A 23649-nucleotide genomic window follows, 5' to 3' on the forward strand; every position below is an offset into this window, starting at 1 on the left:
CTCCTTGCTTTAATAGTACGCAATTTATAAAAAATATTTTAGCGAGCAATAAGTGTTATGAGATTGTAGAATAAATAAGTTTTAGCTATTTATTATAGTAGATGCGAAAACGCCCACAAGAGGGGAAGGTATTTAATCTTCCCAAACAATAGTCTTGAAATCCTCAAAGAAAGGGCCGAATTGAATTTCGCTTATTTGTTGGTTATCTAGCCATAAATGTAGATTTTCGTTGGGGAAAAATAGCAATTCATGAGTAGGGAATTCTTCTGAGAAGGCATTTTTAAATTCAGGTTCTCCGAGCTGAAAATGCTCCAGTTCATCCAAAAGCATTTTTTTTGCTAAACCAACTTGTATAAACTTAAAGATCTTGTAGCAGTCGTTATAAACAGAAATATAACTCAGTTTGTACTGATCAATGGATTCAAAAGTAAAGCTGACTCCTTTTTGGTCGTAAAAAAGTGTCGTACTTGCTTCTTCGGTAGAAAGAGAGTATTCTTTAACATGATCTGCTTTTCCAAGTTTTTCTTCTACTTCCGATGGAAGCATTCCAAAGTGAATGCCTAAAATTCCTTTGCCTAATATGATGTCTTTGTCAGTCATAGGTTACTTTTCAAATGGGTATTTTAATCCAATTTGTTTTCTTACCTCATCCATTATGGAGAGTATTTTTTTACTTTTTTCGATAGGGATAACAGGACTTTCGGTGGCATTTTTCAAAAGTAATTCGTTCACCGCAAAAGCTTCGTAATTGTATCCTAATTGAGGTGTTTTATCTAGGAATTCAATTTCCTCCTCTTTTGTGAGTAGACATGCTTTTTTGGCCATCCAAAAATTAGGAATTTCTATTCTACCTTTTGTCCCATAGATTACGGCTTCGTTTTTAAGTTTACAAGTCAGGGAGCTTGAAATCTGAGCCATTCCACCATTTTTGTAGCGAATTTGTAGGTTATTGTCATCGTCTATTCCTGTCTCTGAAAAATGAGCTAAAGCGTGAATACTATCAATTTCTTCATTGAAAACTAATTCAGACATGGCAATACCATAAATACCAATATCAAGAAGGGCACCTCCGGCAAGATCCGGATTAGCAAGTCGCCTATTTTTGTTCATATCTCCATGAAAGCCAAAACTTACCTGCAATTGTTTCACTTCGCCTATTCTTCCTTCTTTTATCCACTTACTGGCTTGCTGAATGGTAGGCAAGTAGTAGGTCCAGAGAGCCTCCATAAAAAACAGATTTTTTTCTTCGGCAAGTTTTTGAAGAATAGCTAGTTCTGCCGAGTTAACGCTGACTGGTTTTTCACACAAAACCGACTTTCCATTGTGTAGGCAAAGTTGCACATGTTCGAAATGAAAATTGTGTGTTGTTGCAACGTAAACGACATTAATTTCAGGATTTTTGACCATTTCTTCATAGGAAGAGTAGGCTTCTGGAATGTTGAATTCTTCAGCAAATTCGGTGGATCGATTTTGAGATCGGGAAGCCACGGCCAATAGTTTCCCATTTGGAACAATTTTAAAATCTGTTGCAAATTTTCTTGCAATTCTTCCGGCACCTAATATTCCCCAATTGATAGTCATAAAAACAAGTGTTTATTTATTGGTCAATAAAAAGAACAAGCTAAAAATGTTCCTTTAATTGGTAGATAAAAATTTCGATTGTTAAATATAAGCAATTGTAGCAAAAGGTAAAGTCAAAACATAAATTGTTCTTAAAAATGAGAAAATTAGTAATTGAAATCAAAAAATAGGATGCCTTTTTATTCGAGTAATTAACTTGTGTTGTGTTTTGGTATATAGGTAGTTGTGCTTAGTGTTGTAAGCTTGATTTTTGAGGAAATGTTCTAAATTACTGAAAAATGTTTATCATGACGTCCAAAATGTTTATTTTTACGCTTTCAAAATCAAAACACATAAGTATGGCTATGAATTTTCGGGCGACTAAATATATTCTTGAGTCTTTAGAGACTGGGAAAAAATTTGACGATGAAGGCTGGACTCTGGATGCTCCGGCAGAGGAGAAAGCTTGTTTGATAAGAACAAATTATGAGAAGAAGCAACTTGAGCTAAAGGACAATTCTTATGGTATTTATAAGTTTGCCGATTGGTTGCCAATTCATCGAGTGTTGGAAGGTTCATCGGCTCCAGCTACCTATAAGAGTGAAGGCCTTTCGAAATATCTTGGTTTGGAAAATCTGTATATCACTTTTAGTGGATATTGGCCTGAAAAAGGAGCAAATTTCAGAACTTGTTCTTTTAAAGAAACAGAGGCTTTTTCGGTGAGTGGGCGATTGAGTGATACAGGAAATGTTCTTGTAGTTGCATCGGCAGGAAATACAGCTCGTGCTTTTGCTCGTGTGTGTTCCGATAATAACATTCCATTGTTGCTTTGTGTTCCCGAGGATAATATTGATGCTCTTTGGTTCGATGAGCCAATTAAAGAGAATGTAAGACTTGTGGTGACAAAATCCGGAAGTGATTATTTTGATGCCATTCATTTGTCGAATCTGGTATGCGAATTGGATGGATTCATTACCGAAGGAGGAGCTAAAAATGTGGCTCGAAGAGATGGTATGGGAACAACAGTTCTTTCTGCTGTTACCGAAATTGGTAAAATTCCCGATTACTATTTCCAGGCTGTAGGTAGTGGAACCGGAGCAATTTCTGCATGGGAAGCTAATCTTCGTTTTATAGAGGATGGTCGTTATGGTTCCAACAAAATGAAATTGATGGTTTCTCAGAATACGCCTTTCTTGCCAATGTATAATGCCTGGAAGGAAGATTCACGTGATATATTGCCTTTAGACGATGATTTGGCAAGAAGGCAGGTGGAAGAAATTGTTGCTAAAGTTTTATCGAATCGTAAGCCTCCTTATTCTATTGTTGGAGGAATGTACGATGCCTTAAAAGACGCTGGTGGAGATGTTTTAAAAGCCACAAACGAAGAGGCAATGGAAGCAGCTAAAATATTTGAGGAGACAGAGGGAAATGATATTCATCCTGCTTCTGCGGTTGCAGTGGCCAGCCTAATTAAATATGTACAGGAAGGCAATATCAATAAAAAGGCCTGTATCATGTTGAACATTACTGGTGGAGGAGAAGAACGCTTTAAAAGAGAAAAGGAAGTTTGTTATCTAAAACCTTCTCATGTGTTCGATATCAATCCTGATTTGGCTTTGGTTAAAACAGTATTGGAAAAGCTTTTTAAAATTGAATCTTCTGAAATAATATAAAAAAAAGCAGGCCACATGGCCTGCTTTTTTGCTTGTATTTTAATCTTACCCATCTATTATAAGTGGTTGAGTAAAATGAACAATATTGGCTGCTTTTGCCTGAAAATAACCTTCGATTGAATTGAAAGTGTACAACAATTTTATTGGGTTGGGTTTGTGAGGTTTATTTTCAGTGCCTTGGTATAATTGTATCCTAGATTAAAAATATCTTCAGCATGGTTACCATTTAGTATTTCATGTTCTCTTAATCCAGTTGGCTCAATAAATAAAGAACATTTTTCTTTGTGTCGAATGATGTTCGAGTGAACTCCTAGTTGGAAAGTCCGTGAGGCCACCTGTACTAAATTTTCAAACTTTTCAATTTTATGAACCGGACTCACATTTATTGCAATAATGGCATCGCACTTTTGCAGTAAGGGAGAAATAGGAAGATTGTCAAAAAGACCACCATCTGAATACATTTTTCCATCGATCATAACAGGAGCAAATAAGACTGGAATGCTTGCCGAGGCTAATACATAGGTGGTTAAATCACCTTCTTTAATGTATTCAACTCTGCCATCGTTTAGGTTTGATACTGCTATGAACATTGGAGTCTTTAAATTTTCAATTTTCTTGGTTTTAATGTGTTTCTTGATGTCTTGTTTTAAACCATCTAAACTAAACAATCCATATCTTGGATAGTGTAATTTAGAGTAGGCCATAAGGGTTTTGTTTTTTAGAATCTTTAAAGTTTTGTCACAGGTATAGCCTGAGGCTATAAATGCACCAATTATGGCTCCTGCACTTACTCCTGAAATAATATCTGGTCGAATTCCTTTTTCTTCCAATGCTTTTAGTACACCCAGGTGAGCAAATCCCCGAATGCCACCTCCTCCCAATGCAATTCCTATTTTCATTATTCTAACCAAGTTTAAATTCAGGATTAAATATAATACCAATGACATTTCCCCAAGGATCTTTTACGCTCGCTACCCAAAGTTCACCTCCAACGTTTGTCGGTTCCTCGTGCATTACAGCACCAGATTTTAGTAAATGTGTATAAGTTTTGTTGATGTCATCTACACCCCAATAAGCAATTACATGATCTGCTTTTGAGTTGAGTTGATCTTTTTCAGGTAGGAGTCCAAGCTCATAACCACCAATCGAAAATCCAACATAAAATTCTTCATCAAAATAGGGTGAAGTTTCAAAAGCTTTAGAGTACCATTCTTTAGCTTTTGCTAGATCGCTTGTTTTGTAAATTGTAGTTCGTAAACCTAAAAAAAGTTTTTTCATATAAGTAGATTAAGCCAAAAAGTAGTGTGTACTTTTGTTTTTTAAGTCTCAAATTAATTATTCCATAAATTACTCATTTGACTCTAATTAAGCTATTTTTATTGCTGCCTTTTTCACAAAAAAGAGCTTATTTCTAATAAACAAGCTCTTATTGATCTTCTACCCCCTAATTTGAAAGCTATTTTGAACGAATTAATTATTAACAGGTTTTACAATTTACATGTTAAGATTCTAGTAATGAAGAAATTATTGGTATGGAAATTGTTCTAAAGCTTTACGGAAATATCACAAATAAACTAAGGAATCTAAAATCGATATAGTTGGTATAAGCCAAATTAATTAGCAAATGATTATTATATGATACCATACTTGCCAGCTAGGAAAGAAAGAGATGCTGTATTTTTTACACCTAGCTTATTAATGATGTTTTTTCTGTGTGTTTCAACTGTATAAAAACTAATACCTAGCTGAATGGCAATTTCTTTGTCTGTATTGCCGGTTACAATAAACTTCAAAATTTCTTTCTCTCGCTTTGAAAGATTGGAGAGTTTTTGAAAGTTTAGATCATCAGAGAAACAAGGACTTACTGTTGTAGATTCTTTAGTACACTGAGATAAGATATCTGTAAGATCGTATTGAATTCCAATTTTTAATTGGGTTTTATTTGTGAGTTTTTGTTTTGGATTTAGGAGCGAGAAATAAAAATACTTCCAGCTTTTATCTTTTTGTTTATATCGTAAAGTGTGCGATACAGAAGTCTGATCATCATTCATGAGTTGTTCGATATTCAGATTTTTGAGGTAACTCATGTCTTCGTTATGCAGATTTCGAAATAATAGGTCTTTTAGCATTGGCTTGCAAAGATGCTTTTCTTTGATACTATTCATAATAAAGAAATTTGAATTTCCCCATATTATAGTTTCTAAATCCAAATCAATTATGAATAGACCAACTCCAGTAGATTTACAGATAGAACATAGCATTGATTCAGAATCATCATTATAAATAGGTATCTTATTCTTAATGGAAATATTAATGATACGATCCTTAAGTATTGAATTTGAATTGTTTTCTATGAGATCTGTAATGTCTTCACTTACCATGATTTATTCAATATTAATGTAGGATAGAACGACAAGTTGATTGTGTTTCAGGGAAATTAAATTTCAATAATTGAATTGAAAGAATTAAAATAGAGCAAATTAAATCAAATATCAATTTTAAAAGCCTATTCTTGATGAGTTGATGATTTTTCTATGTAGTTGAATGTTTTTTTCTGTTAAAATTTACTTGCCAATTAATGATAATAAATAAGGATAGGGGTATGAATCCAATAGGTATTAAACTGTTTTAGTAAATTGATATTTTATTATATTGCCACACGATTAATTGTTGCATTTTCTTCCGGTGCATTCTAGAATTGGGAAGAGTATAAAAATTTGTAGTAATGGAGATAAAAGAAGTGATTCGTGATAAAAAGAAACCTTTGATTTTAACTTTTGTGATTGTTTTGCTGCTGTGTATACTGTTTGTGTTGGTGGTAAATCAATATCCTAGTATAAGTACGGATTGGTCGGCAGAGTCAAAATCACTTGTAAAACAATACAGTAAGGTGATTGGATTTCTTAGTATCATGGGATTGGTATATGTGGTGCTTGAAGGAAAGAAAAACGAGCTCCCAAATGAGATTGAGGATGAAAATGATTCTGATTAATTTTTTTAGATGTTCTATAATCCTTGAATAGCCTGTGTTTGCTGACTTTTTTGATTCGTGAATTTAGAAAAGAACATTCAGAAGTCATTTTTTTTTAATCAAGTGTATTTTTCTTTGAAAAAATGTTTTTATTTGCAATTCAAGGCAGTTAAGAACAACAAAAATATTTTATGATTACATAGATGAAAAACACCTATTTTGATTTGATTGAACAAAGCTATTATTTCCCTCAGGAAGGCTTTGATTTACGTGATGATTATCTTACCTTTCAAGGTATTTCAATGAAATACCTAATTGAAAAGCATGGTACTCCTTTTAGATTCTTTTACCTTCCCCGAATTGGAGACCAAATTAAAAAAGCCAGAAATCTTTTTAACAAGGCCATCAAGAAAAATAACTACGCAGGTAGTTATAACTATTGCTATTGTACCAAGTGCAATCACTTTGCTCATGTAATTGGGGAAGCATTAAAACACAATGTTAATCTCGAGACTTCTTCAGCTTTTGATATTGATCTAATTTTAAATCTTCATAGAGATAAGAAAATTGATTTCGATAGAATAATCGTTCATAATGGTTACAAAACAGATGAGTATTTGAGAAAAATCCTGGAAATGCAGGACGTAGGTTTCAAAAATAGCATCATCATTTTCGATAGTGTTCAGGAGTTGGACCGATTGGAGATAATTGCACAGGATAGGGTGTTGAAAGTTGGTCTTCGTATGGCTATTAATGAAGAATCACAATCAGCTTACTATACATCACGAATGGGAATTCGTAGTAATGAAATTATTAGTTTTTATAACGATAGAATTAAGAACAATCCTAAGTTTGAGCTGAAAATGCTTCACTTTTTTGTGGATTCAGGAATTAAGGATAGTTTATATTATTGGGGAGAGTTTCAAAAAGCACTAAAGGTATATTCCGAATTAAAAAAAGACAGTGAAAGCCTTGATTCATTTAATTTGGGCGGCGGGTTTCCAATCCGTAATCATCTTGGATTTGAATACCAATATGAGTACATGATTAATGAAATCATCAGTAATATTAAGGATGCTTGTACTAAGGATGAAATTCCAGAGCCAAATATCTACACAGAATTTGGAAAATATACGGTGGGAGAAAGTGGAGCAATTGTTTTTAAAGTATTGGAACAAAAACAGCAAAACGATACCGAATCCTGGTATTTGATAGACAATAGTTTAATGAACACAATTCCTGATGCTTGGTCTATTCACGAAAAGTTCATTCTACTGCCAATTAATAAATGGAAAAATGAGTACAAGCGTGTAAACATCGGTGGAATTAGTTGTGATCATTCCGATTACTACAATTCCGAAGATTTAAATCAAGAGGTTTTGCTTCCTAGTTATTCCAACGATGAGCCAGAGCCTTTGTACATTGGTTTTTTTCATACAGGTGCTTATCAGGATGCCATTAGCGGATATGGAGGAATTAAGCACTGTCTGATTCCATCGCCAAAACATGTTATTATTGACAGAGATGAAAAAGGAAACTTTTTCGACTACGTATATAGAAACGAACAGTCTGCCGATGAGATGTTTAAGCTTTTGGGGTACAAAAAGTAAGTGAGTGTAAAAAATGAAATTTGCAGATTGTAGCTTGCAAAAGCTTCAACAAATTGATATAAATTACTTGAATTCGATATTATGGAATTGGCACCACAGTGGAGAAAATTTCAATTATTAATTGCCAAATTTTTTAATAAAATAGATTGCTATAATTTTAAAAATCATGCAAAATAGAGGACCCATTTCTAAATTCATTCTGGAACATTACAGACATTTTAATTCAGCTACCTTAATTGATGCTGCGGTTGCATATGAAAAGCATTTAGAGGATGGTAAAAAAATGATGATCACGCTTGCAGGAGCGATGAGTACTGCAGAATTAGGCCGTTCATTGGCCGAAATGATTCGTCAGGATAAAGTTCAGATTATTACTTGTACTGGAGCCAATTTAGAGGAGGATATCATGAATTTGGTGGCTCATTCACATTACAAAAGAGTGCCTCACTATCGAGACCTAACACCTCAAGATGAGTGGAATTTGTTAGAGAAAGGTTTGAATCGAGTAACAGATACTTGTATTCCTGAAGAGGAAGCATTTAGAAGATTGCAAAAACATGTATTTGATATCTGGAAAGAGGCCGAAGATAAAGGAGAACGTTATTTTCCTCATGAATTTATGTATAAATTGTTACTTTCGGGAGTGTTAGAACAATACTATGAAATTGATCCTAAGAATAGCTGGATGCTAGCAGCTGCGAAGAAAAACCTTCCGATTGTAGTTCCTGGTTGGGAAGATTCTACCATGGGAAATATCTTTGCATCTTATTGCTTAAAAGGAGAACTGAAAGCATCCACCATGAAAACAGGTATTGAATATATGACATGGTTAGCCGATTATTATACTAATAATGCTGGTGATCAGGGAATCGGATTTTTTCAAATTGGAGGTGGTATTGCAGGAGATTTTCCTATTTGTGTAGTGCCTATGTTGTATCAAGATATGGAAAGAACAAACACGCCATTTTGGAGTTATTTCTGTCAGATTTCCGACTCAACAACTAGTTATGGTTCTTATTCGGGAGCTGTTCCCAATGAAAAAATTACTTGGGGAAAGCTTGGAATTGATACTCCAAAATTCATAATCGAATCGGATGCTACCATAGTGGCACCCTTGGTTTTTGCCTATCTATTAGGTTGGTAATTAGCCGGTAAGTCAACTATATGTCTATCTTTTTATAAATAAATTATTGTATGAAAAGCAGCAGTAAACCAAGGGTAATCCAGAGCTATGAAAAGTTAAGCAAGGAGATACAGGAACAAATAAAATTGTACTACTCCGAAGGTTACATGGATAATTTAATTGAATTCAGAAATCACAACAACGAATTGGTGAGTGCATTGCCATTCGAAACGGATGAAAAGATTTACATGGTTCGCATGTCCATTCGAAAGGCTCAAGAGCTGATTGAGGAGGACAGTGACTTTGATGATGATGGGAATCTTCTGGACAGCAAAAGGGAAAGATATGAGGATAAATATTCAGATTTAGATTACTTGGTATCTGATGAAGATTCTGATGATGATATGGATGATTAGTAAGTGATTCCAACATCACCTGATGTATTTATAAAGTGGTAAGTTCATGGTTTTGTGATCTTACCACTTTTTTGTTTTAAAATCAGACAAGAACCAGCAGTAATGGCTATTTGTTTTACATTAGATTTGGGCAATGCAAAAAAAAGGCTGTCGTTTTAGGACAGCCTTTTTACTATTTGAAGTAGAATTAAATAAATAAGTTGATGTTTGATTTCTCAGCTTCTTCAAGGTAAGCAGCTACACCACCTATCGATACGCCTTCAATAAGTTCATCTTTATCAACCCCCATTATATCCATAGACATTTGACAAGCGATCATTTCAACACCATTTTCCATAGCTGTTTTTAGCATATCTTCTAACGAGTCTACTTTTTTCGACATCATTCTTTTCTTCATCATTTTCGAGCCCAAACCCATCATGTTCATTTTTGATAACTTAAGATCATCGGCTCCGTCGGACATCATTTTTCCAAACATTTTGCCCATTAAATCTTTTTGAACTTTTGGCTTGTGGGCTTTTTTAATTACGTTCAAACCCCAGAAAGTAAAGAAAAGGGTAACCTTACTTCCCGTTGCAGCCGCACCATTAGCAATTACAAGCGATGCTAAAGCACGATCTAGTTCATCCGAGAAAACAACCATAGTTTTATTTTTGGCCACTGAGCCACTACCAATTGCAGGTTCTTTCTTTTTTTGCTTTTCTACAACGGCTGATATAACGCCTTTGTCAGAATCAACAGATATTAATTTATTACCAGTCATGTTACACCAGGCTTCTACATCTTTTACAAAACCTTGATCGGTTACCTTTTGAATAAGACGGTCGCCATTTTCAAGTTTATCAATTTCCTTTTTTAACTTGATAATTGGTCCCGGACACTGCAAGCCACATGCATCTACCTTAATAGTTTTTACCACGGGCAGAGGAGCTTTTTCACTTTTGGGTTTTCCACTGTAAATTTGACTGTCTTTAGCAACGTAATTCGATTCAAAAATATCCTCGTTACTTTGTTTGCAAGTGGCATGTTCGTAGGTTTTATAACCTCCGCTTAAATTTACTACGTTGGTAAAACCTTTTTGCATTAATATTCTGGCTGCAAAATAACCTCGCAAACCAACTCCACAATAAATAATGATTTTTTTATCTTTTGGAATTTCTTCCAGACGATTTCTGATTTGATCTATTTCAATATTTACGGCTCCTTCGATTTGTCCTAATTCGAACTCATCTGGAGTACGAACATCTAGAATGTAATTATTTTCGGCATGTAGTTGATACAATTCATCCCAATGAATAATGTTTACTAGGCCTTCAATAATATTACCAGCAGCAAATCCAGCCTGATTAACAGGATCTTTTGCCGATGAGTAAGGAGGAGCATAAGCATGTTCAATTTCCTGCAAATCGTAAATCGTACCTCCTTTTTGAAGTACCGTTGCAATTAAATCTATTCGTTTATCAACGCCAAGATATCCAATTATTTGAGCTCCATATAGTTTTCCACTTTTAGGGTCGAATGTAATTTTTAAAGTGGTAGGCATGGCTCCGGGATAATATCCAGCATGAGATCCACTATGAATAATATTGGAAATGTAATTGATTCCTTCCTTTTTCAACACTTTTTCAGCAAGGCCTGTCGAGCCAATTGTCAAATCGAATACTTTGGCAATGGCTGTTGCAATAGCTCCTTTGTAACGCTGTTTATGGCCAAGAACCAAATTGTTTGCAAGAATTCTTCCTTGTTTATTTGCAGGTCCAGCAAGGTAGGCATTGGTATAGTTTCCTGTAATTGGATGAGGGAAAGCAATGGCATCACCAAGTGCATAAATATTAGGATCGCTGGTTTGAAGGTATTCATTTACCTTAATACCACCATTAGGAGCTAAATCGATACCTGCTTGTTTGATTAGTTTTGTTTCGGGTTTTACGCCAATGGAAAGAAGAACCATATCGGCTTCTACTGTTCTGCCCGATTGAAGATGAACAATAAGATTATCTTTTGTTTTTTTAAATTCACTAACTCCATCTTTTAAGTAAAATTCAACATTTTTAGTTTTAAGATGCTGATGAACAACTGCAGCCATTTCATAATCAAGAGGCGTCATTACCTGTTCTGCCATCTCAACAATGGTTACCATCATTCCTAAATGATGAAGGTTTTCAGCCATTTCCAAACCAATAAAACCTGCTCCAACAACAACTGCTTTCTTTGGTTTGTTGCTGTTGATGTACGTTTTAATTTTGTCGGTGTCTTTTACATTGCGAAGGGTGAAAATAGCAGGGTCTTTGATTCCTGGAATGGGTGGTTTAATTGGTTCTGCTCCTGGCGATACCACTAGTTTATCGTAGGTTTCAGTATAGCTCGTATCGTTTTTGAGGTCTTTAACTTCTACCAATTTGTTTTCACGGTCAATTCGAACAACTTCATTAAAAATTCGAACATCCACATTTAATCGTTTTTTAAAACTCTCCGGAGTTTGAAGTAAAAGGTTTTCTCTTTCAGTAATTACATCGCCAACATAGTAGGGTAAACCACAATTTGCATAAGAAATATGCTCTCCTCTTTCAAACATGATTATCTCTGCCGATTCATCCATTCTGCGCAAACGTGCCGCTGTTGTTGCTCCACCTGCAACACCTCCAACTATTAAATACTTTGCCATTGTTATATTCTAAAGTTAATTTGTTGTAATCTCCATATGTATATATCCACATATTTATTGATGCAAAAGTAATCTTTCGATTAAGTTTTGAGTCATGATCAAGTAAATACAAAACATGTTATTAAACATCAAGTAACGATTGCGTTGATGTAAAATCCTTATGGACAGAAGTTAATAGGTTTGTATGTATACTGTCTATTAAATAGTAATGAGAATATTCTTATTACTATTAGCTGTTTTGAGACTGACTTTCGTGTTCGAAATATATTTTGATGAGTATTAAACTTAATTGCAATAATATTATTTTCTTTAGGCTAAAGATAAAGAATATGATAAAATGTGAGCGAATAAGTTTGAGTTTTCCCAATCAATTAATTTGTAAAAATTTAAGTTTCACCATCAATAAAGGGGAATCGATCTGTTTTAGTGGACCTTCGGGAAAAGGGAAATCTTCCTTGTTGAAAGTACTTATGGGGTTTTTGAGTCCACAATCTGGACGAATCGCTATTGATGGGGTAGAGCTAAATAGTGCTACAATTGATCTAATTCGGCATAAAATGACCTGGTTGCCTCAAAATAGTAATTTGCCTGTCGATTCGGCCAATGAATTAGTTGAACTCCTTCAGTTAAATACCGAACAAATGACAAATTTTCAGCATTTTCTGGATTTGTTAGCTGTTGCAGATAGTGCAGGAGATAAGAGTTTCATGGAGATTAGTGGAGGACAAAAGCAGAGAGTTGTTATGGCTGCTTGCCTAAGTCTCGATAAACCCATTCTTCTTTTAGATGAGCCTGTTTCTGCATTGGATGATCATTCCATAGACCTATTATTTTCTACCCTGAATTCTTTACACAATAAAACAATAGTATCTACTTCTCATAATCAGAAATGGATTAAGTATTGCAATCAAAAAATTGAATTATGAAAGAAGTTGCTGATATTGGCTTTGATCGCTTGCTATTAGGGCTTTTTCTGATGTTAATTCCACTTATGGGTTTCATCTATTTTAAGGTGAAAATTGTGAAAGAAACGGTTATTTCCGTCCTTCGAATGGTGATACAGCTTGCTTTGGTTGCACTTTACCTTGAATATATTTTTAAATGGAACAATGTATGGCTTAATGTTATTTGGGTGGCAGTAATGATAGTTGTGGGAAGTTTCACAACCATAAAAAGGGCTGGATTATCTTATCACTATTTCGCCTTTCCTTTTATCACTTCTGGTTTGATTAGTCTTCTTATTGTAGATGCTTTTTTCCTCGGCTTTGTAATTCAACTCGATTATGTTTTTGATGCTCGCTACTTTATTCCCATTTCGGGAATGATACTAGGAAATTCCCTAAAACACAATATTGTAGGGGTTAGTCATTACTTTTCTCGTTTAAAAAAGGAGCAAGATTTATATTATTTTTTACTTATCAATTCTAGCAGTAAGAAGAATTCTTTGGCTCCATTTATTCGTTCAGCGATTAAAAGTGCATTAAACCCTATGATTGCAAGCATGTCTGTTATTGGACTGATAACATTGCCAGGAATGATGACTGGACAGATTTTAGGCGGAAGTTCTCCTGCTATTGCAATTAAGTATCAGATTTTAATTATGATAGCCGTATTTGTTGGTTGCTCCATTAATTTAATGCTTAGTATCCTTATGGCAAATCGTTTTGTATTTGATTCTTATGGTCGTATGAAAGTCAACTTGTTCAAGAAGTGATATTTCAGATCTAGATAAGTGTAAATTCATTGATAATCAAGATTAAGTTCGCTTTCTAAAATTATGCAAGGATTTACGTTATTTGAATTAATTCTAAACTTTCCGCTTCCTTTCTGTTTTTATTGATTTTGAACCAAATTGTGGTATTTTAGTGTAAAATATTAGTGACAAAGGCCTGTTTTCTTGCCTATTATAAGTTATATCATGGAATTAGCAGCTATCTATTATTTTGTAAATGCCTATCTGGTTGGGTACCTAAAATTATTTGGTGGGCTATAAAATTACTTTCCTAAATCGATCCTAAGGATCAATCTTCCATTTTACATCCATTGAATTTGGTTAGTATTATTCTAATTATTTATTCAACAAGTAGGATCAACTGTAAGAAGTATTGTAACTTATAGAGTAAGCAAAATCAATTAATAAAAATAAGATGCAAAAGTCATTACTATTAGGCGTAGAGGCTATAGCACAAGGAGCTATCGATGGTGGAATGTCTGGTGTTTATGCTTATCCGGGAACGCCATCTACTGAGATTACGGAATATGTGCAAAATTCGAGTCAGGCAAAAGCCCTTCATATACACAGCGATTGGGCTGCCAATGAGAAAACCGCTATGGAATCGGCATTAGGTATGTCGTATGTAGGAAAAAGAGCAATGGTTTGTATGAAGCATGTTGGCTTAAATGTTGCTGCTGATTGTTTTATGAATGCAGCAATTACTGGTGCAAATGGTGGTATGTTAGTTGTTGTTGCAGATGATCCATCCATGCATTCTTCTCAGAATGAACAAGACTCCCGAGTATATGCTAAGTTTGCCATGATACCCATTTTAGAACCATCAAATCAGCAGGAAGCCTATGAGATGGCTCGTTTTGCTTTCGAATTGTCAGAAGCTTGCGAAACTCCTGTGATGATGCGAATTACCACACGTTTGGCTCATTCTCGCGCTGGAGTTCAGAGAGCGAACGAAATAATTGCTCAAAATCGATTAAGACTTCCTGATGATAAACTTCAGTTTGTTTTGCTCCCAGCCATAGCGCGTAAGCGATACCAAAAGCTATTGGGTAAGCAGGAAAAATTGCAAGCAGCTTCTGATGAATCCAAATTCAATTCTTATACCGAGGGAGTCAACAAATCCATGGGAATTATTGCTTGTGGTTTGGGCTATAATTATCTCATGGAGAATTATCCTCAAGGAGATTGTCCCTATTCAGTGCTTAAAATTAGTCAGTATCCAATTCCTCGCTCTATGGTTGAGAAAATCACCAGAGAGTGCGATCAGATCTTGCTACTGGAAGAGGGATATCCGGTGGTTGAGGAAATGTTGAAAGGTTACTTGGGAAAAGAAAGCGTAAGTGGCAGATTGGATGGGATGCTTTCGCGGGATGGTGAGCTTACTCCCGATATGGTGGGCAAAGCACTTGGTTTCGAGATAAAGGAAAATTATGAAATTCCTGATATTGTTGTCCCTCGTCCGCCAGCCCTCTGTGTTGGTTGCAGTCACGTGGATGTATACAAAGCATTGAACGAGGTAATTGCTGACTTTGGAACGGGTCGTGTTTTTTCTGATATCGGTTGCTATACTTTAGGGGCATTGCCACCATATAACGCAATTAGTTCTTGTGTGGATATGGGCGCTTCGATTACCATGGCCAAAGGAGCTTCAGATGGAGGATTAATTCCTTCGGTAGCGGTAATTGGTGATTCGACTTTTACCCATTCAGGCATGACAGGTTTGCTCGATGCAATTAATGAGAAAACACCGATTACGGTAATTATATCTGATAACGAATCCATTTCTATGACTGGAGGACAAAAATCATCAGCTAAAGGAAGGTTAGAAGCTATTTGTGAAGGCTTAGGAGTTGAAAAGGAGCATTTGCATGTTTTACTTCCTGTGCCTAAAAAACACGATGAAATTAAAGAAATAATCAGAAAAGAGCTTGAGTACGATGGTGTTTCAGTGATTATTCCTCGACGTATTTGTGTACAGAAGAATGTTCGTGATCAAAAGATACGTAAAGCGAATAAAGCAAAACTTGCTGCGAAAGCCTAAGTGTTGCTGTAAAATAAACAGGAAAAGGATGTAACGCAGGTTAAATAAATTGCGGATTCCGTTGAATAAGTGAAATTAAATAATGACAGATGAAAACAGATATGCTTATAGCAGGCGTTGGCGGACAAGGGATTTTATCCATTGCTGCAGCTTTGGCTTCTGCTGCCTTAGATAACGATTTGTATATGAAACAGGCAGAAACGCATGGAATGAGTCAGCGAGGTGGTGATGTGCAGTCTTTTATGCGAATTTCTGATCGTCCTATTTATTCCGATTTAATTCCAAAAGGTGGCGCAGACCTTATTTTATCGGTGGAGCCATTGGAGGCTTTAAGGTATCTTCCTTACTTGAAAAAAAGTGGTTATTTAGTTACTAACTCTACACCTTTTATAAATATTCCCAATTATCCACAAGAGCAGGAATTGGTAGATACCATAAAAGCTTTGCCGCATTATATTTTGATTGATGCGGACCGAATTGCTAAAGAGGAAGTCGGTTCAGCCAGAGCTTTTAACTTTGTAATGTTGGGAGCTGCCTCTCCTTTTATTGATGTGCCTTTTGACTATATGGAAGAAGGAATTCGTAAGATTTTTGGAAGAAAAGGCGAGGAGGTTGTCCAAATGAACATTAAGGCTCTGCATGCAGGTCGTAAGTTTGCCGAAGAGCACAAATAGCAATGCACATAGTAAAATTAAAATTCCCGTAGGAGTATTCTTCCTAGGGGAATTTTTTTGTTCTTGAAAGTTGTGTGTGCATTTTAAATGCAATACTTATCCTTTGTTATCTAATATTTCGCTGATGGTGCGAAGGCAATTGGCAATTTCACGTTTCAAAGGATGATTGGGCATAATTCCACTTTCGGCATCCAGTCCGTTTATTATACCCATCCATACTGCACTAATTCCAAAGCCAATAAGTACTTCTTTTTTATAGTTTTCTATAAACAGCTGGCGATAATTTTCTGTGAAATTCGTGAAGTTTGCGGCTATTTGAAAGGTGTAGGCTGCATCGGGAGTTTTTCCTTTGTTCATATGATAAGTAAGAACAGACAGAAAGGATTCGCTTAATCGATTGGCCTGAGTTTCAATTTCTTCTTTTTTGTTTGAATTGATGTCCATATCGTATGCACCCAGGTGAATCAGGTGATTGATGTCCTTGAGGCTTATGTTGGTTTTCAGTAAGATAGCTTCCATACAAATTGAGTTTTATTAACAAATAGATTCCTAGAGAAGAAAAAGCGTACAAGTATATCTTTTTTGTAGCTTGATTATCTCCGGCCTATTTTTTTAGATGAGCTGTGTTTTTATATCTATTCCTCTGTTTGGGTAGAGTCCGACGATTTAGTAAAACGTAAAATCAGATAACCAATTAATCCAGCAACAAAAGAGCCAATTAAAATTCCAATTTTTGCCGAGTCGATAAATTCAGGCTTACTAACAAAGGCTAAATTGGCGATGAAAATAGCCATGGTAAAACCAAGTCCGGCCAGGAAAGAGATGCCTAGAATCTGCAATTTATTTACTCCCTGAGGAAGCTCTGAAAGCTTAAGTTTTATCCCAATAAACGACATCAGACTTATCCCAATACTTTTTCCTATGATCAAACAAAGTGTAATGTTAATGACCAGAGGCGTTTCTAAATTCATTTCTCCTGAAAAGCTAATTCCTGCATTGGCAAGGGCAAAAACTGGCATGATAAAATAAGCAACCCAATTGTGCAGTTTGTGTTCTAAATGCTGCAAGGGTGATTGTACTTTCTGGGTCCAATCCTCTAAATTGTCTATTTGTTCTATTTGGTGATTGCTTAAAATAGGCGTATTGTTACACGATTTATCTATATCATTGGCAATTCCTAACAATTTATCAGAATAGGTTTTTACATCAATTTTTTGTCTGATAGGAATGGTAAGTGCCATTAATACACCCGCTACAGTGGGGTGAATACCTGCTTTTAAAAATAGAAACCATATCAGTACCCCTATCATAAAAACAAAATAAGGAAAATAGATTCTTTTGACGGAAAGAAAAACCAAAAATGCAAAAGGAATGGCAGCGTAAGCGAGTAGAATCCATTGGATGTCGCCACTATAGAAAATGGCTATTACCGAAACTGCAACCAAGTCATCAACAATGGCGAAAGCAGTTAAAAAGATTTTAAGTCCAATGGGAATTCGTTTTCCCAAAAGATTTAGAATTGCAAGTGAAAAGGCAATGTCGGTAGCCATAGGTACGCCCCAGGCATTGGAAGTACTCCGATTGTCATTCAGGAGAAAAAATAGAGCTACAGGCACAATTATACCCCCTAAAGCCGCAAAGAAAGGAAAGGAGGCTTTTCGAAGAGTATTTAATTCCCCAATTAATAGTTCTCTTTTAATTTCCAGACCGATTAGAAAAAAGAAAACGGCCATTAAACCATCATTAATCCATAATAGTAATGGTTTGCTTAGTGTGAAAGTGGCTGAATTGATGCCAATTTTATATTGCCAAAGTGATTCATATAAGTGTGAAAGTGGTGAATTAGCCCAAATAATGGCGATTAGAGTTGCCGTAAACAAAAGAATTCCACTAAAGCTTTCAATTTTAACGAATTTTTGAAATGGGGTGATGAGTAATTTATCGATCATAGAAAGTAATTGGTTTTATTTAAATTAGATCTAATTTAAATAAAAGAGCTGAATTAATTGGTCATCATATTGGTTTTTCTGAGGTCTTGTCTGATTTTCTATTGAAATGATCTGCGAATTTAGAATTTTCATTTTTTGAGAAGTAGATGGTGGAGCAGGAAAGTTTTGGTTTTTGAATTGTCTCTGCAATATGGCAAAAAATTGTAATTAAGAGAATCCAAAAATCTATTCGAAAAGTGTTTTGAATGGTTATAGGACAATTTATTTTCCTAGTTTAATGAAAAATAAATGGATATTGAACTTCTTGTATTATTGATCACTAAAAATAGATTGTTTATCAAAAAAAAGAGTTCTTTTACTTTTTTATTTACTTGTTGTAGTTGCAGTGTTATAGATTGTAAACATCTTATTAGTAGTTGTATATGTGCGTGGGTGAAGTGCAACTATGCTTGCATATACCCATTTTCTTGTATTGATTATTAGCTTAAGTCGCAATAGCTTTATGCTTAATCGAAAATAGAAAAATCATTATTTGTTACAGCTTCCAAACTTATTAGAATGGGACTGAGTGGGCGAAGCTATGTGTTGTGATGAATCTTTATCCCACAAATATACAAAATCTAATTTTACTGAAAACAAGGAAAAGGATTTTTTTATTGTAGTGTATTCTACAAAATCAAGATTTGATAAAAAATGTAAGGTGCGCATCATCTTATTTTGGGATTTGTAAAATTGCTTGTTGTGTTCATACTACTAACTCATTTAATGAGATCAAACGAATCAAGTACTAGAAATCTAGAAAGCAGGAATAATTAGTGAATTAAAAATTGCTTTTTTTTTATCCTGGAATTGTTACAAGTCCGAAACAAATCTGGATGTTATCTGGAACAAGTCTGGATGAAGCCAATGTTGATGGGATGAAGTTAGAGAGATAAAAGGTAGATAGACAGGTTTTGACAGCAAGTGGCAGTAGAATGTTAATTTGCTACTATAATATTTTCCTTCCTGAGAGATTGTGATTACCTAAAATAGTAACGAAATTTCTACTAAGGTTTTATTCAATTAGGATAAACGCTTTTTTATTGAGATTCTTTAGATGTCCAGTTTAATACTGAATATCCTATTCCTCTATTTATAAATCTTACCCTTTCAAAATTACTTTCTATTAATTAAATAAAGTTGAAATCTGATTTCATAGTAGGTTCTCAGTTGTTTTCGGCAAGAAAATATGGCAAATATAAAAGACAAATTATTAACAGGACTGGTTGGACCAGTAATTATTTCTCATCGTTACGGCAAAACTTATTTACGAAGTAAGCCAAGTAAGGTGAAGAATCCTCGCACGCCTGGTCAGGTGAATCAGAGAGGGAAATTTAAAGCTGCTAGTAATTTTGTGAGTTTAAATTTAGACGAATTAATCAGACCCTATTGGAATCCTGAGGCTAGAAGGAATGCCATGAGTGGACAAAACTTGTTTTGCAAACTTAATACACATGCCTTTGATGGAAATGGAAATGTAGATGTGAATAGATTGAAATTCTCCTCTGGGAACCTGGGAGAAATTAAGAATCTAAAAGTTGAAAAGGAGAAGGGAAATTGTCTTCGTTTCACATGGAATAATAATTCCAGAGATCGGAAAACTTGTGGTTCCAACCAATTTAAGTTATTCATTATGGCCCCTGATTTAAGGGTTAAAGAGTTGTCTTGTGAAGCAATTCGTAAATCAGAATCCTTTCTTTTATATTTAGATGAATGCGATTATTCGAACTTTTTTTGTTTTTTCTGGAATTCTAAATTGCAACTGGCATCTCGTAGTGAGGTGATTAATTGCAGGGAATATTTAGAGGAATAAGCAACTGAAATTTACCTGTTCTTTAAAAATTTTTTAAGATAATCATACATCTGCGATATTTGTTTAAGTAAAGTTTTGATAAGTAGTTAAATTGTTATTATGGAAAGTAAAGTAAATAATCCCGAATTTAATGAATTGATTGAAATCAGTAAATACATATACAAACAATTAGGTTCTGGTCTCAAGGCTAGTGTTTACAGTGATGTTTTGGAACTTGAGTTGGAACTTAGAAATGTATCCTATTCAAAGGAAAAGGTACTATTAAGAAAAGAAGAAAAAGATTATTTAATTTGTTTTGATAAACTTATGGTAGTCATTAATAGTTGGGATTACCTAACTGAAGAAGGTGAGGAGTATTTTTTGAATGTTTTAAATGACAAAAATATTCAGCAAGCTTTGCTTTTAAATTTTGGTCCTGAAAATTTGCAATTTATAAAAGTTGGTGAGCCTGTTTTAGGTTGCTAACCTCAAGGAATTAAACTACTATTGGTTATGTTTACTATAATTATAAGAAACAAACAACTAGTAAATTGGCCCGAACGGGTTGTGCCGATTACCGAGGTGACAAATAAATCTCTAATTATAAAACCATGAAATTGATTACCATTCCAACACTGCTTGTGTTAGTTTTTTTTGTTTCCTGTATTCCGCAGAAAAAAACAATTTACATGCAAGATATTAGTAAAAAAAGAAAATATGTAAATCCCTATTTTAAGGCAGAAGAGGTTACAGAAGCTTATACCCTACAACCTGGTGATTATGTGTATATAAAAGTGATTACACCTGATGAGAAGGTGGCAGCATTGTACAATTTGAATGTGGGACAATCTAGTTTGAATAATATGGGGGAAGGTAGTAGTATTCGTTTTGTGAGTTATCAGGTTAGTGATCAGGGCAATATTGATTTTCCATATGTTGGAAAAGTGAATGTTGAAAATCTCACCTTGAGGCAGGTGAAAGAGAATATGCGGGATATACTCAAGAATCATATCGATACATTTTCACTTCAAGTACAATTAACAAATGCTCAATTCACAATTTTAGGCGAGGTTACTGCCCCTGGTCAATATACAATGAGTAAGGATCAAATTAATATTTTTGAGGCAATAGCTCTAGCTGGAGATCTAACAGTTTATGGAAAAAGAAGGAATGTTCAAATTATAAGACCTACAGCTCGTGGGACAAAAACAATAACCGTTAATTTGAGAGATCGAAATCTGATTGATAGTGATAAATATTTTATTATGCCAAATGATATGGTGTATGTTGAGCCAGTAAAAGGAAAGATGTGGGGATTTGGAGGAACTTTCTCCCTCGGACTTTTCTCAAGTATTATAACTTTAATTTTATTAGTAAATACACTTAATTAAAAAACACACATCTATATTTTAGATAAGCTTTTAAATAAGAAATGTTGATTTTTTAATTTTACTGACAATTGTTGACGCTATGAATCAAACCAATAAAAATAACAATTTTCCTGGAAACGACATTTTCGCAAATGGAAGTTTAAATCAAACGGAAAAACCAGATTTTAAAAAATGGTTCTTCCTATTTTTCTCAAATTGGTATTGGTTATTTTTATTTTTTCTATTGGGATTGTTAATTGCCTTTTTTGTAAATAAATACACGACACCAGTTTATAAGTTTGAGTCTTCGGTCCTAATAAAAAGCGAAGATCAACGGAACTTGCCAGAAGATATGGCCATGCTGAGTGGTTTTTCTTCATCTAATTTGGAAAACTTTCAGAATCAAGCAATTTTATTAAAAACAAAATCACAGATACTGAATACTTTAGATCAACTTGATTTCAATGTTTGCTATTTTATCAAGGAGAAATTTAGTGGGCACGAAAATTATTTCAAGAATCTTGCAGAAGTTATCAAAGCGGGTGTGTCTTCAAATCGGAAGTATCAGGAGCGAGAATTTTACAAAGAAAATTCTTTGCGTGTAAATATAAATCCCGATCATAGGCAGGTTCTTGATGTTGCTTTTCATTTGTATTTAGATAGTAATGATCAACTGAATATTTCTTCTCAGTCGGAAGATGTTATTGTGCATAGTTTTGCTGATAAAAAGGATTTAGGTTATTTGACCTCATTTGATGTCAATAAGGAGGTGGTATTAGGAGAGATAGTTGAAGGAGAGAATTTTTCATTTTTGATAGAAGCTGAAGAAGGAGAATTACATGAAATACTAAAGGAAAATGATGTTTATTTTGTGGTTCGTGACAATAAGGATCTAATAGAAGATTTTCAGAATATAAATGTTTCCTTAGCATCGAGTGGAGCATCTATTGCGAATATGACTCTAACGGGTACTTGCTTTAATAAAACGAAAGTTTTTTTGGATAAATCGATGGAAATTTGGATTCAGAGTGGCTTGGATCAAAAAAATAAAATTGCCAATAAAACAATTGATTTTATTGATCAGCAACTCTTTGGACTTGGAGATACCCTTGGTCGAATGGGAACAAAACTGCGTAGGTTCAGAACATCAAATAAAGTAGTTACTCCCACGGTACAAGTTGAGGCAGCCTATGTGAAGCTTCAGGAGCTTGATTCTGAAACATCTAAACTGAAGATGCAGGCTTCTTACTATGAGAGGCTCAAAGGGTATTTGAATAAAAGAGAGGATTACACTAAATTGATATCCCCAGCTTCAGTGGGTATCGAGCAGAGTGCTCTAGCTGAATATATTGCTCAACTTGGAGAAGTGCGAGCTGCACTTTATCAGTACAAGGGGAAGGAAAACTTAAACAATCCATACCTAGAGCAACTGCAACGTAAGGAAGCAACTTTATTAGCAAGTTTGTATGAAAATATTAATTCTCAGCAAGAATATATCGATCATCAGTTGAATGACCTATGGGTACAAAAAGTTGACTTGAGGAAAGAACAAAATTTGTTGCCAGGCAAAGAGCAACAGATGATGAATATTCAAAGAAGTTATGATTTAACTAATGATCTATATACTTTATTGCTTGGAAAAAGAGTAGAGGCACAAATTCAAAAGGCATCGAACTTACCCGATAATGAAATTGTTGAGCCAGCTAGCTTTGTAGAGATATTACAGCCAAAGACCCTAGTAATATTTATTTTAGGTGGCTTTTTTGGACTACTATTGCCTGGCTTAGTTATCTTTTTGAAGGCAGTTTTTACCAATACAATACAATCAAAAGATGAGCTTGAAACACTTTGTTCGTTTCCTGTAATTGGTAGCCTTAATCAGACCAAAAGGAGGGGAGACGTAATTACCCAGAAATTTCCTCAGGATCCTATTTCAGAATCTTTTCGGGCAGTGAGAACCAGAATTGATTATTTAACTAAGGGAAGTGCTAAAAAAATCATTTTACTTACATCTTCTATGTCGGGTGAGGGAAA

The 23649-nt window shown here is 34.6% G+C and carries 21 protein-coding genes; 13 read left to right on the plus strand and 8 right to left on the minus strand.

The annotated features are described in order from the left end of the window. Nucleotides 1-132: 132 nt before the first annotated feature. Both ABYT26_RS09710 and ABYT26_RS09715 read right to left on the minus strand, forming a co-directional pair. Entirely contained in the window at nt 133-600 is a 468-nt protein-coding gene (locus tag ABYT26_RS09710) for a hypothetical protein (protein WP_372753308.1), read from the minus strand. 3 nt (nt 601-603) lie between these two features. Further along, a complete protein-coding gene (locus ABYT26_RS09715) occupies nt 604-1581 on the minus strand; it encodes a Gfo/Idh/MocA family protein (RefSeq protein WP_372753310.1) in 978 nt (325 codons plus the stop codon). A gap of 338 nt (nt 1582-1919) precedes the next feature. Between ABYT26_RS09715 and ABYT26_RS09720 the strand changes: the two genes are divergently transcribed. Further along, nucleotides 1920-3233, plus strand: a complete 1314-nt coding sequence (locus tag ABYT26_RS09720; RefSeq protein ID WP_372753312.1) for a cysteate synthase — start codon at nt 1920-1922, stop codon at nt 3231-3233. A gap of 140 nt (nt 3234-3373) precedes the next feature. Here the strand turns inward: ABYT26_RS09720 and ABYT26_RS09725 are convergent, their stop codons facing one another. The 3 genes from ABYT26_RS09725 to ABYT26_RS09735 all read right to left on the minus strand — a co-directional run bounded on the left by ABYT26_RS09725 (nt 3374) and on the right by ABYT26_RS09735 (nt 5398). After that, nucleotides 3374-4132: a patatin-like phospholipase family protein gene (locus ABYT26_RS09725; RefSeq protein ID WP_372753314.1), complete on the minus strand. Its 759-nt coding sequence runs from the start codon at nt 4130-4132 to the stop codon at nt 3374-3376. Between the two features lie 4 nt (nt 4133-4136). Then, nucleotides 4137-4511, minus strand: a complete 375-nt coding sequence (locus tag ABYT26_RS09730) for a VOC family protein (RefSeq protein ID WP_372753316.1) — start codon at nt 4509-4511, stop codon at nt 4137-4139. 353 nt (nt 4512-4864) lie between these two features. After that, nucleotides 4865-5398: a response regulator transcription factor gene (locus ABYT26_RS09735; RefSeq protein ID WP_372753318.1), complete on the minus strand. Its 534-nt coding sequence runs from the start codon at nt 5396-5398 to the stop codon at nt 4865-4867. A gap of 560 nt (nt 5399-5958) precedes the next feature. On the opposite strand from ABYT26_RS09735, the gene ABYT26_RS09740 reads away from it, so the two are divergent. The 4 genes from ABYT26_RS09740 (at nt 5959) to ABYT26_RS09755 (ending at nt 9353) form a co-directional block, all read left to right on the plus strand. Continuing rightward, complete coding sequence (locus tag ABYT26_RS09740; RefSeq protein WP_372753320.1) at nt 5959-6225, plus strand: hypothetical protein; 267 nt, start codon at nt 5959-5961, stop codon at nt 6223-6225. Between the two features lie 182 nt (nt 6226-6407). Further along, nucleotides 6408-7814 carry an arginine decarboxylase gene (locus tag ABYT26_RS09745; RefSeq protein WP_372753322.1) on the plus strand — a complete coding sequence of 469 codons (1407 nt, stop codon included), beginning with the start codon at nt 6408-6410 and terminating at the stop codon, nt 7812-7814. A gap of 166 nt (nt 7815-7980) precedes the next feature. Continuing rightward, nucleotides 7981-8958 carry a deoxyhypusine synthase family protein gene (locus ABYT26_RS09750; RefSeq protein ID WP_372753324.1) on the plus strand — a complete coding sequence of 326 codons (978 nt, stop codon included), beginning with the start codon at nt 7981-7983 and terminating at the stop codon, nt 8956-8958. Nucleotides 8959-9008: 50 nt separating this feature from the next. Beyond that, nucleotides 9009-9353: a hypothetical protein gene (locus tag ABYT26_RS09755; RefSeq protein WP_372753326.1), complete on the plus strand. Its 345-nt coding sequence runs from the start codon at nt 9009-9011 to the stop codon at nt 9351-9353. 187 nt (nt 9354-9540) lie between these two features. Here ABYT26_RS09755 and ABYT26_RS09760 read toward each other — a convergent pair whose 3' ends face one another. Then, the gene (locus ABYT26_RS09760) at nt 9541-12018 is read right to left on the minus strand and encodes a CoA-disulfide reductase (RefSeq protein ID WP_372753328.1); all 2478 of its coding nucleotides are present in this window, start codon (nt 12016-12018) and stop codon (nt 9541-9543) included. Nucleotides 12019-12347: 329 nt separating this feature from the next. Here ABYT26_RS09760 and ABYT26_RS09765 point away from each other — a divergent pair, with 329 nt between their 5' ends. The 4 genes from ABYT26_RS09765 to ABYT26_RS09780 all read left to right on the plus strand — a co-directional run bounded on the left by ABYT26_RS09765 (nt 12348) and on the right by ABYT26_RS09780 (nt 16465). After that, complete coding sequence (locus ABYT26_RS09765) at nt 12348-12944, plus strand: ATP-binding cassette domain-containing protein (protein WP_372753330.1); 597 nt, start codon at nt 12348-12350, stop codon at nt 12942-12944. Then, complete coding sequence (locus ABYT26_RS09770) at nt 12941-13732, plus strand: ABC transporter permease (protein ID WP_372753332.1); 792 nt, start codon at nt 12941-12943, stop codon at nt 13730-13732. Before ABYT26_RS09765 ends, ABYT26_RS09770 begins: the two co-directional genes overlap by 4 nt. 433 nt (nt 13733-14165) lie before the next feature. Next, complete coding sequence (locus ABYT26_RS09775; RefSeq protein ID WP_372753334.1) at nt 14166-15791, plus strand: thiamine pyrophosphate-dependent enzyme; 1626 nt, start codon at nt 14166-14168, stop codon at nt 15789-15791. Nucleotides 15792-15880: 89 nt separating this feature from the next. Continuing rightward, nucleotides 15881-16465, plus strand: a complete 585-nt coding sequence (locus ABYT26_RS09780) for an indolepyruvate oxidoreductase subunit beta (protein WP_372753336.1) — start codon at nt 15881-15883, stop codon at nt 16463-16465. Between the two features lie 96 nt (nt 16466-16561). Here the strand turns inward: ABYT26_RS09780 and ABYT26_RS09785 are convergent, their stop codons facing one another. Continuing rightward, the gene (locus ABYT26_RS09785) at nt 16562-16984 is read right to left on the minus strand and encodes a hypothetical protein (RefSeq protein WP_372753338.1); all 423 of its coding nucleotides are present in this window, start codon (nt 16982-16984) and stop codon (nt 16562-16564) included. Between the two features lie 116 nt (nt 16985-17100). Then, entirely contained in the window at nt 17101-18414 is a 1314-nt protein-coding gene (nhaA, locus tag ABYT26_RS09790; protein WP_372753340.1) for a Na+/H+ antiporter NhaA, read from the minus strand. A 1228-nt stretch (nt 18415-19642) separates the two neighbouring features. Between nhaA and ABYT26_RS09795 the strand changes: the two genes are divergently transcribed. From ABYT26_RS09795 to ABYT26_RS09810, 4 genes are all read left to right on the plus strand, one after another. Further along, nucleotides 19643-20266: a DUF6266 family protein gene (locus ABYT26_RS09795; protein WP_372753342.1), complete on the plus strand. Its 624-nt coding sequence runs from the start codon at nt 19643-19645 to the stop codon at nt 20264-20266. A 99-nt stretch (nt 20267-20365) separates the two neighbouring features. Then, nucleotides 20366-20731 (plus strand): GxxExxY protein, encoded by a 366-nt coding sequence (locus tag ABYT26_RS09800; RefSeq protein ID WP_372753344.1) that lies wholly within the window; start codon nt 20366-20368, stop codon nt 20729-20731. Between the two features lie 203 nt (nt 20732-20934). After that, nucleotides 20935-21636: a polysaccharide biosynthesis/export family protein gene (locus tag ABYT26_RS09805; protein WP_372753346.1), complete on the plus strand. Its 702-nt coding sequence runs from the start codon at nt 20935-20937 to the stop codon at nt 21634-21636. Nucleotides 21637-21715: 79 nt separating this feature from the next. Next, nucleotides 21716-23649 (plus strand): GumC family protein (locus tag ABYT26_RS09810; RefSeq protein ID WP_372753348.1); only part of this gene is annotated, 1934 nt, incomplete at its 3' end.

Source organism: Labilibaculum sp., assembly GCF_041595635.1.
GTDB lineage: Bacteria > Bacteroidota > Bacteroidia > Bacteroidales > Marinifilaceae > Labilibaculum.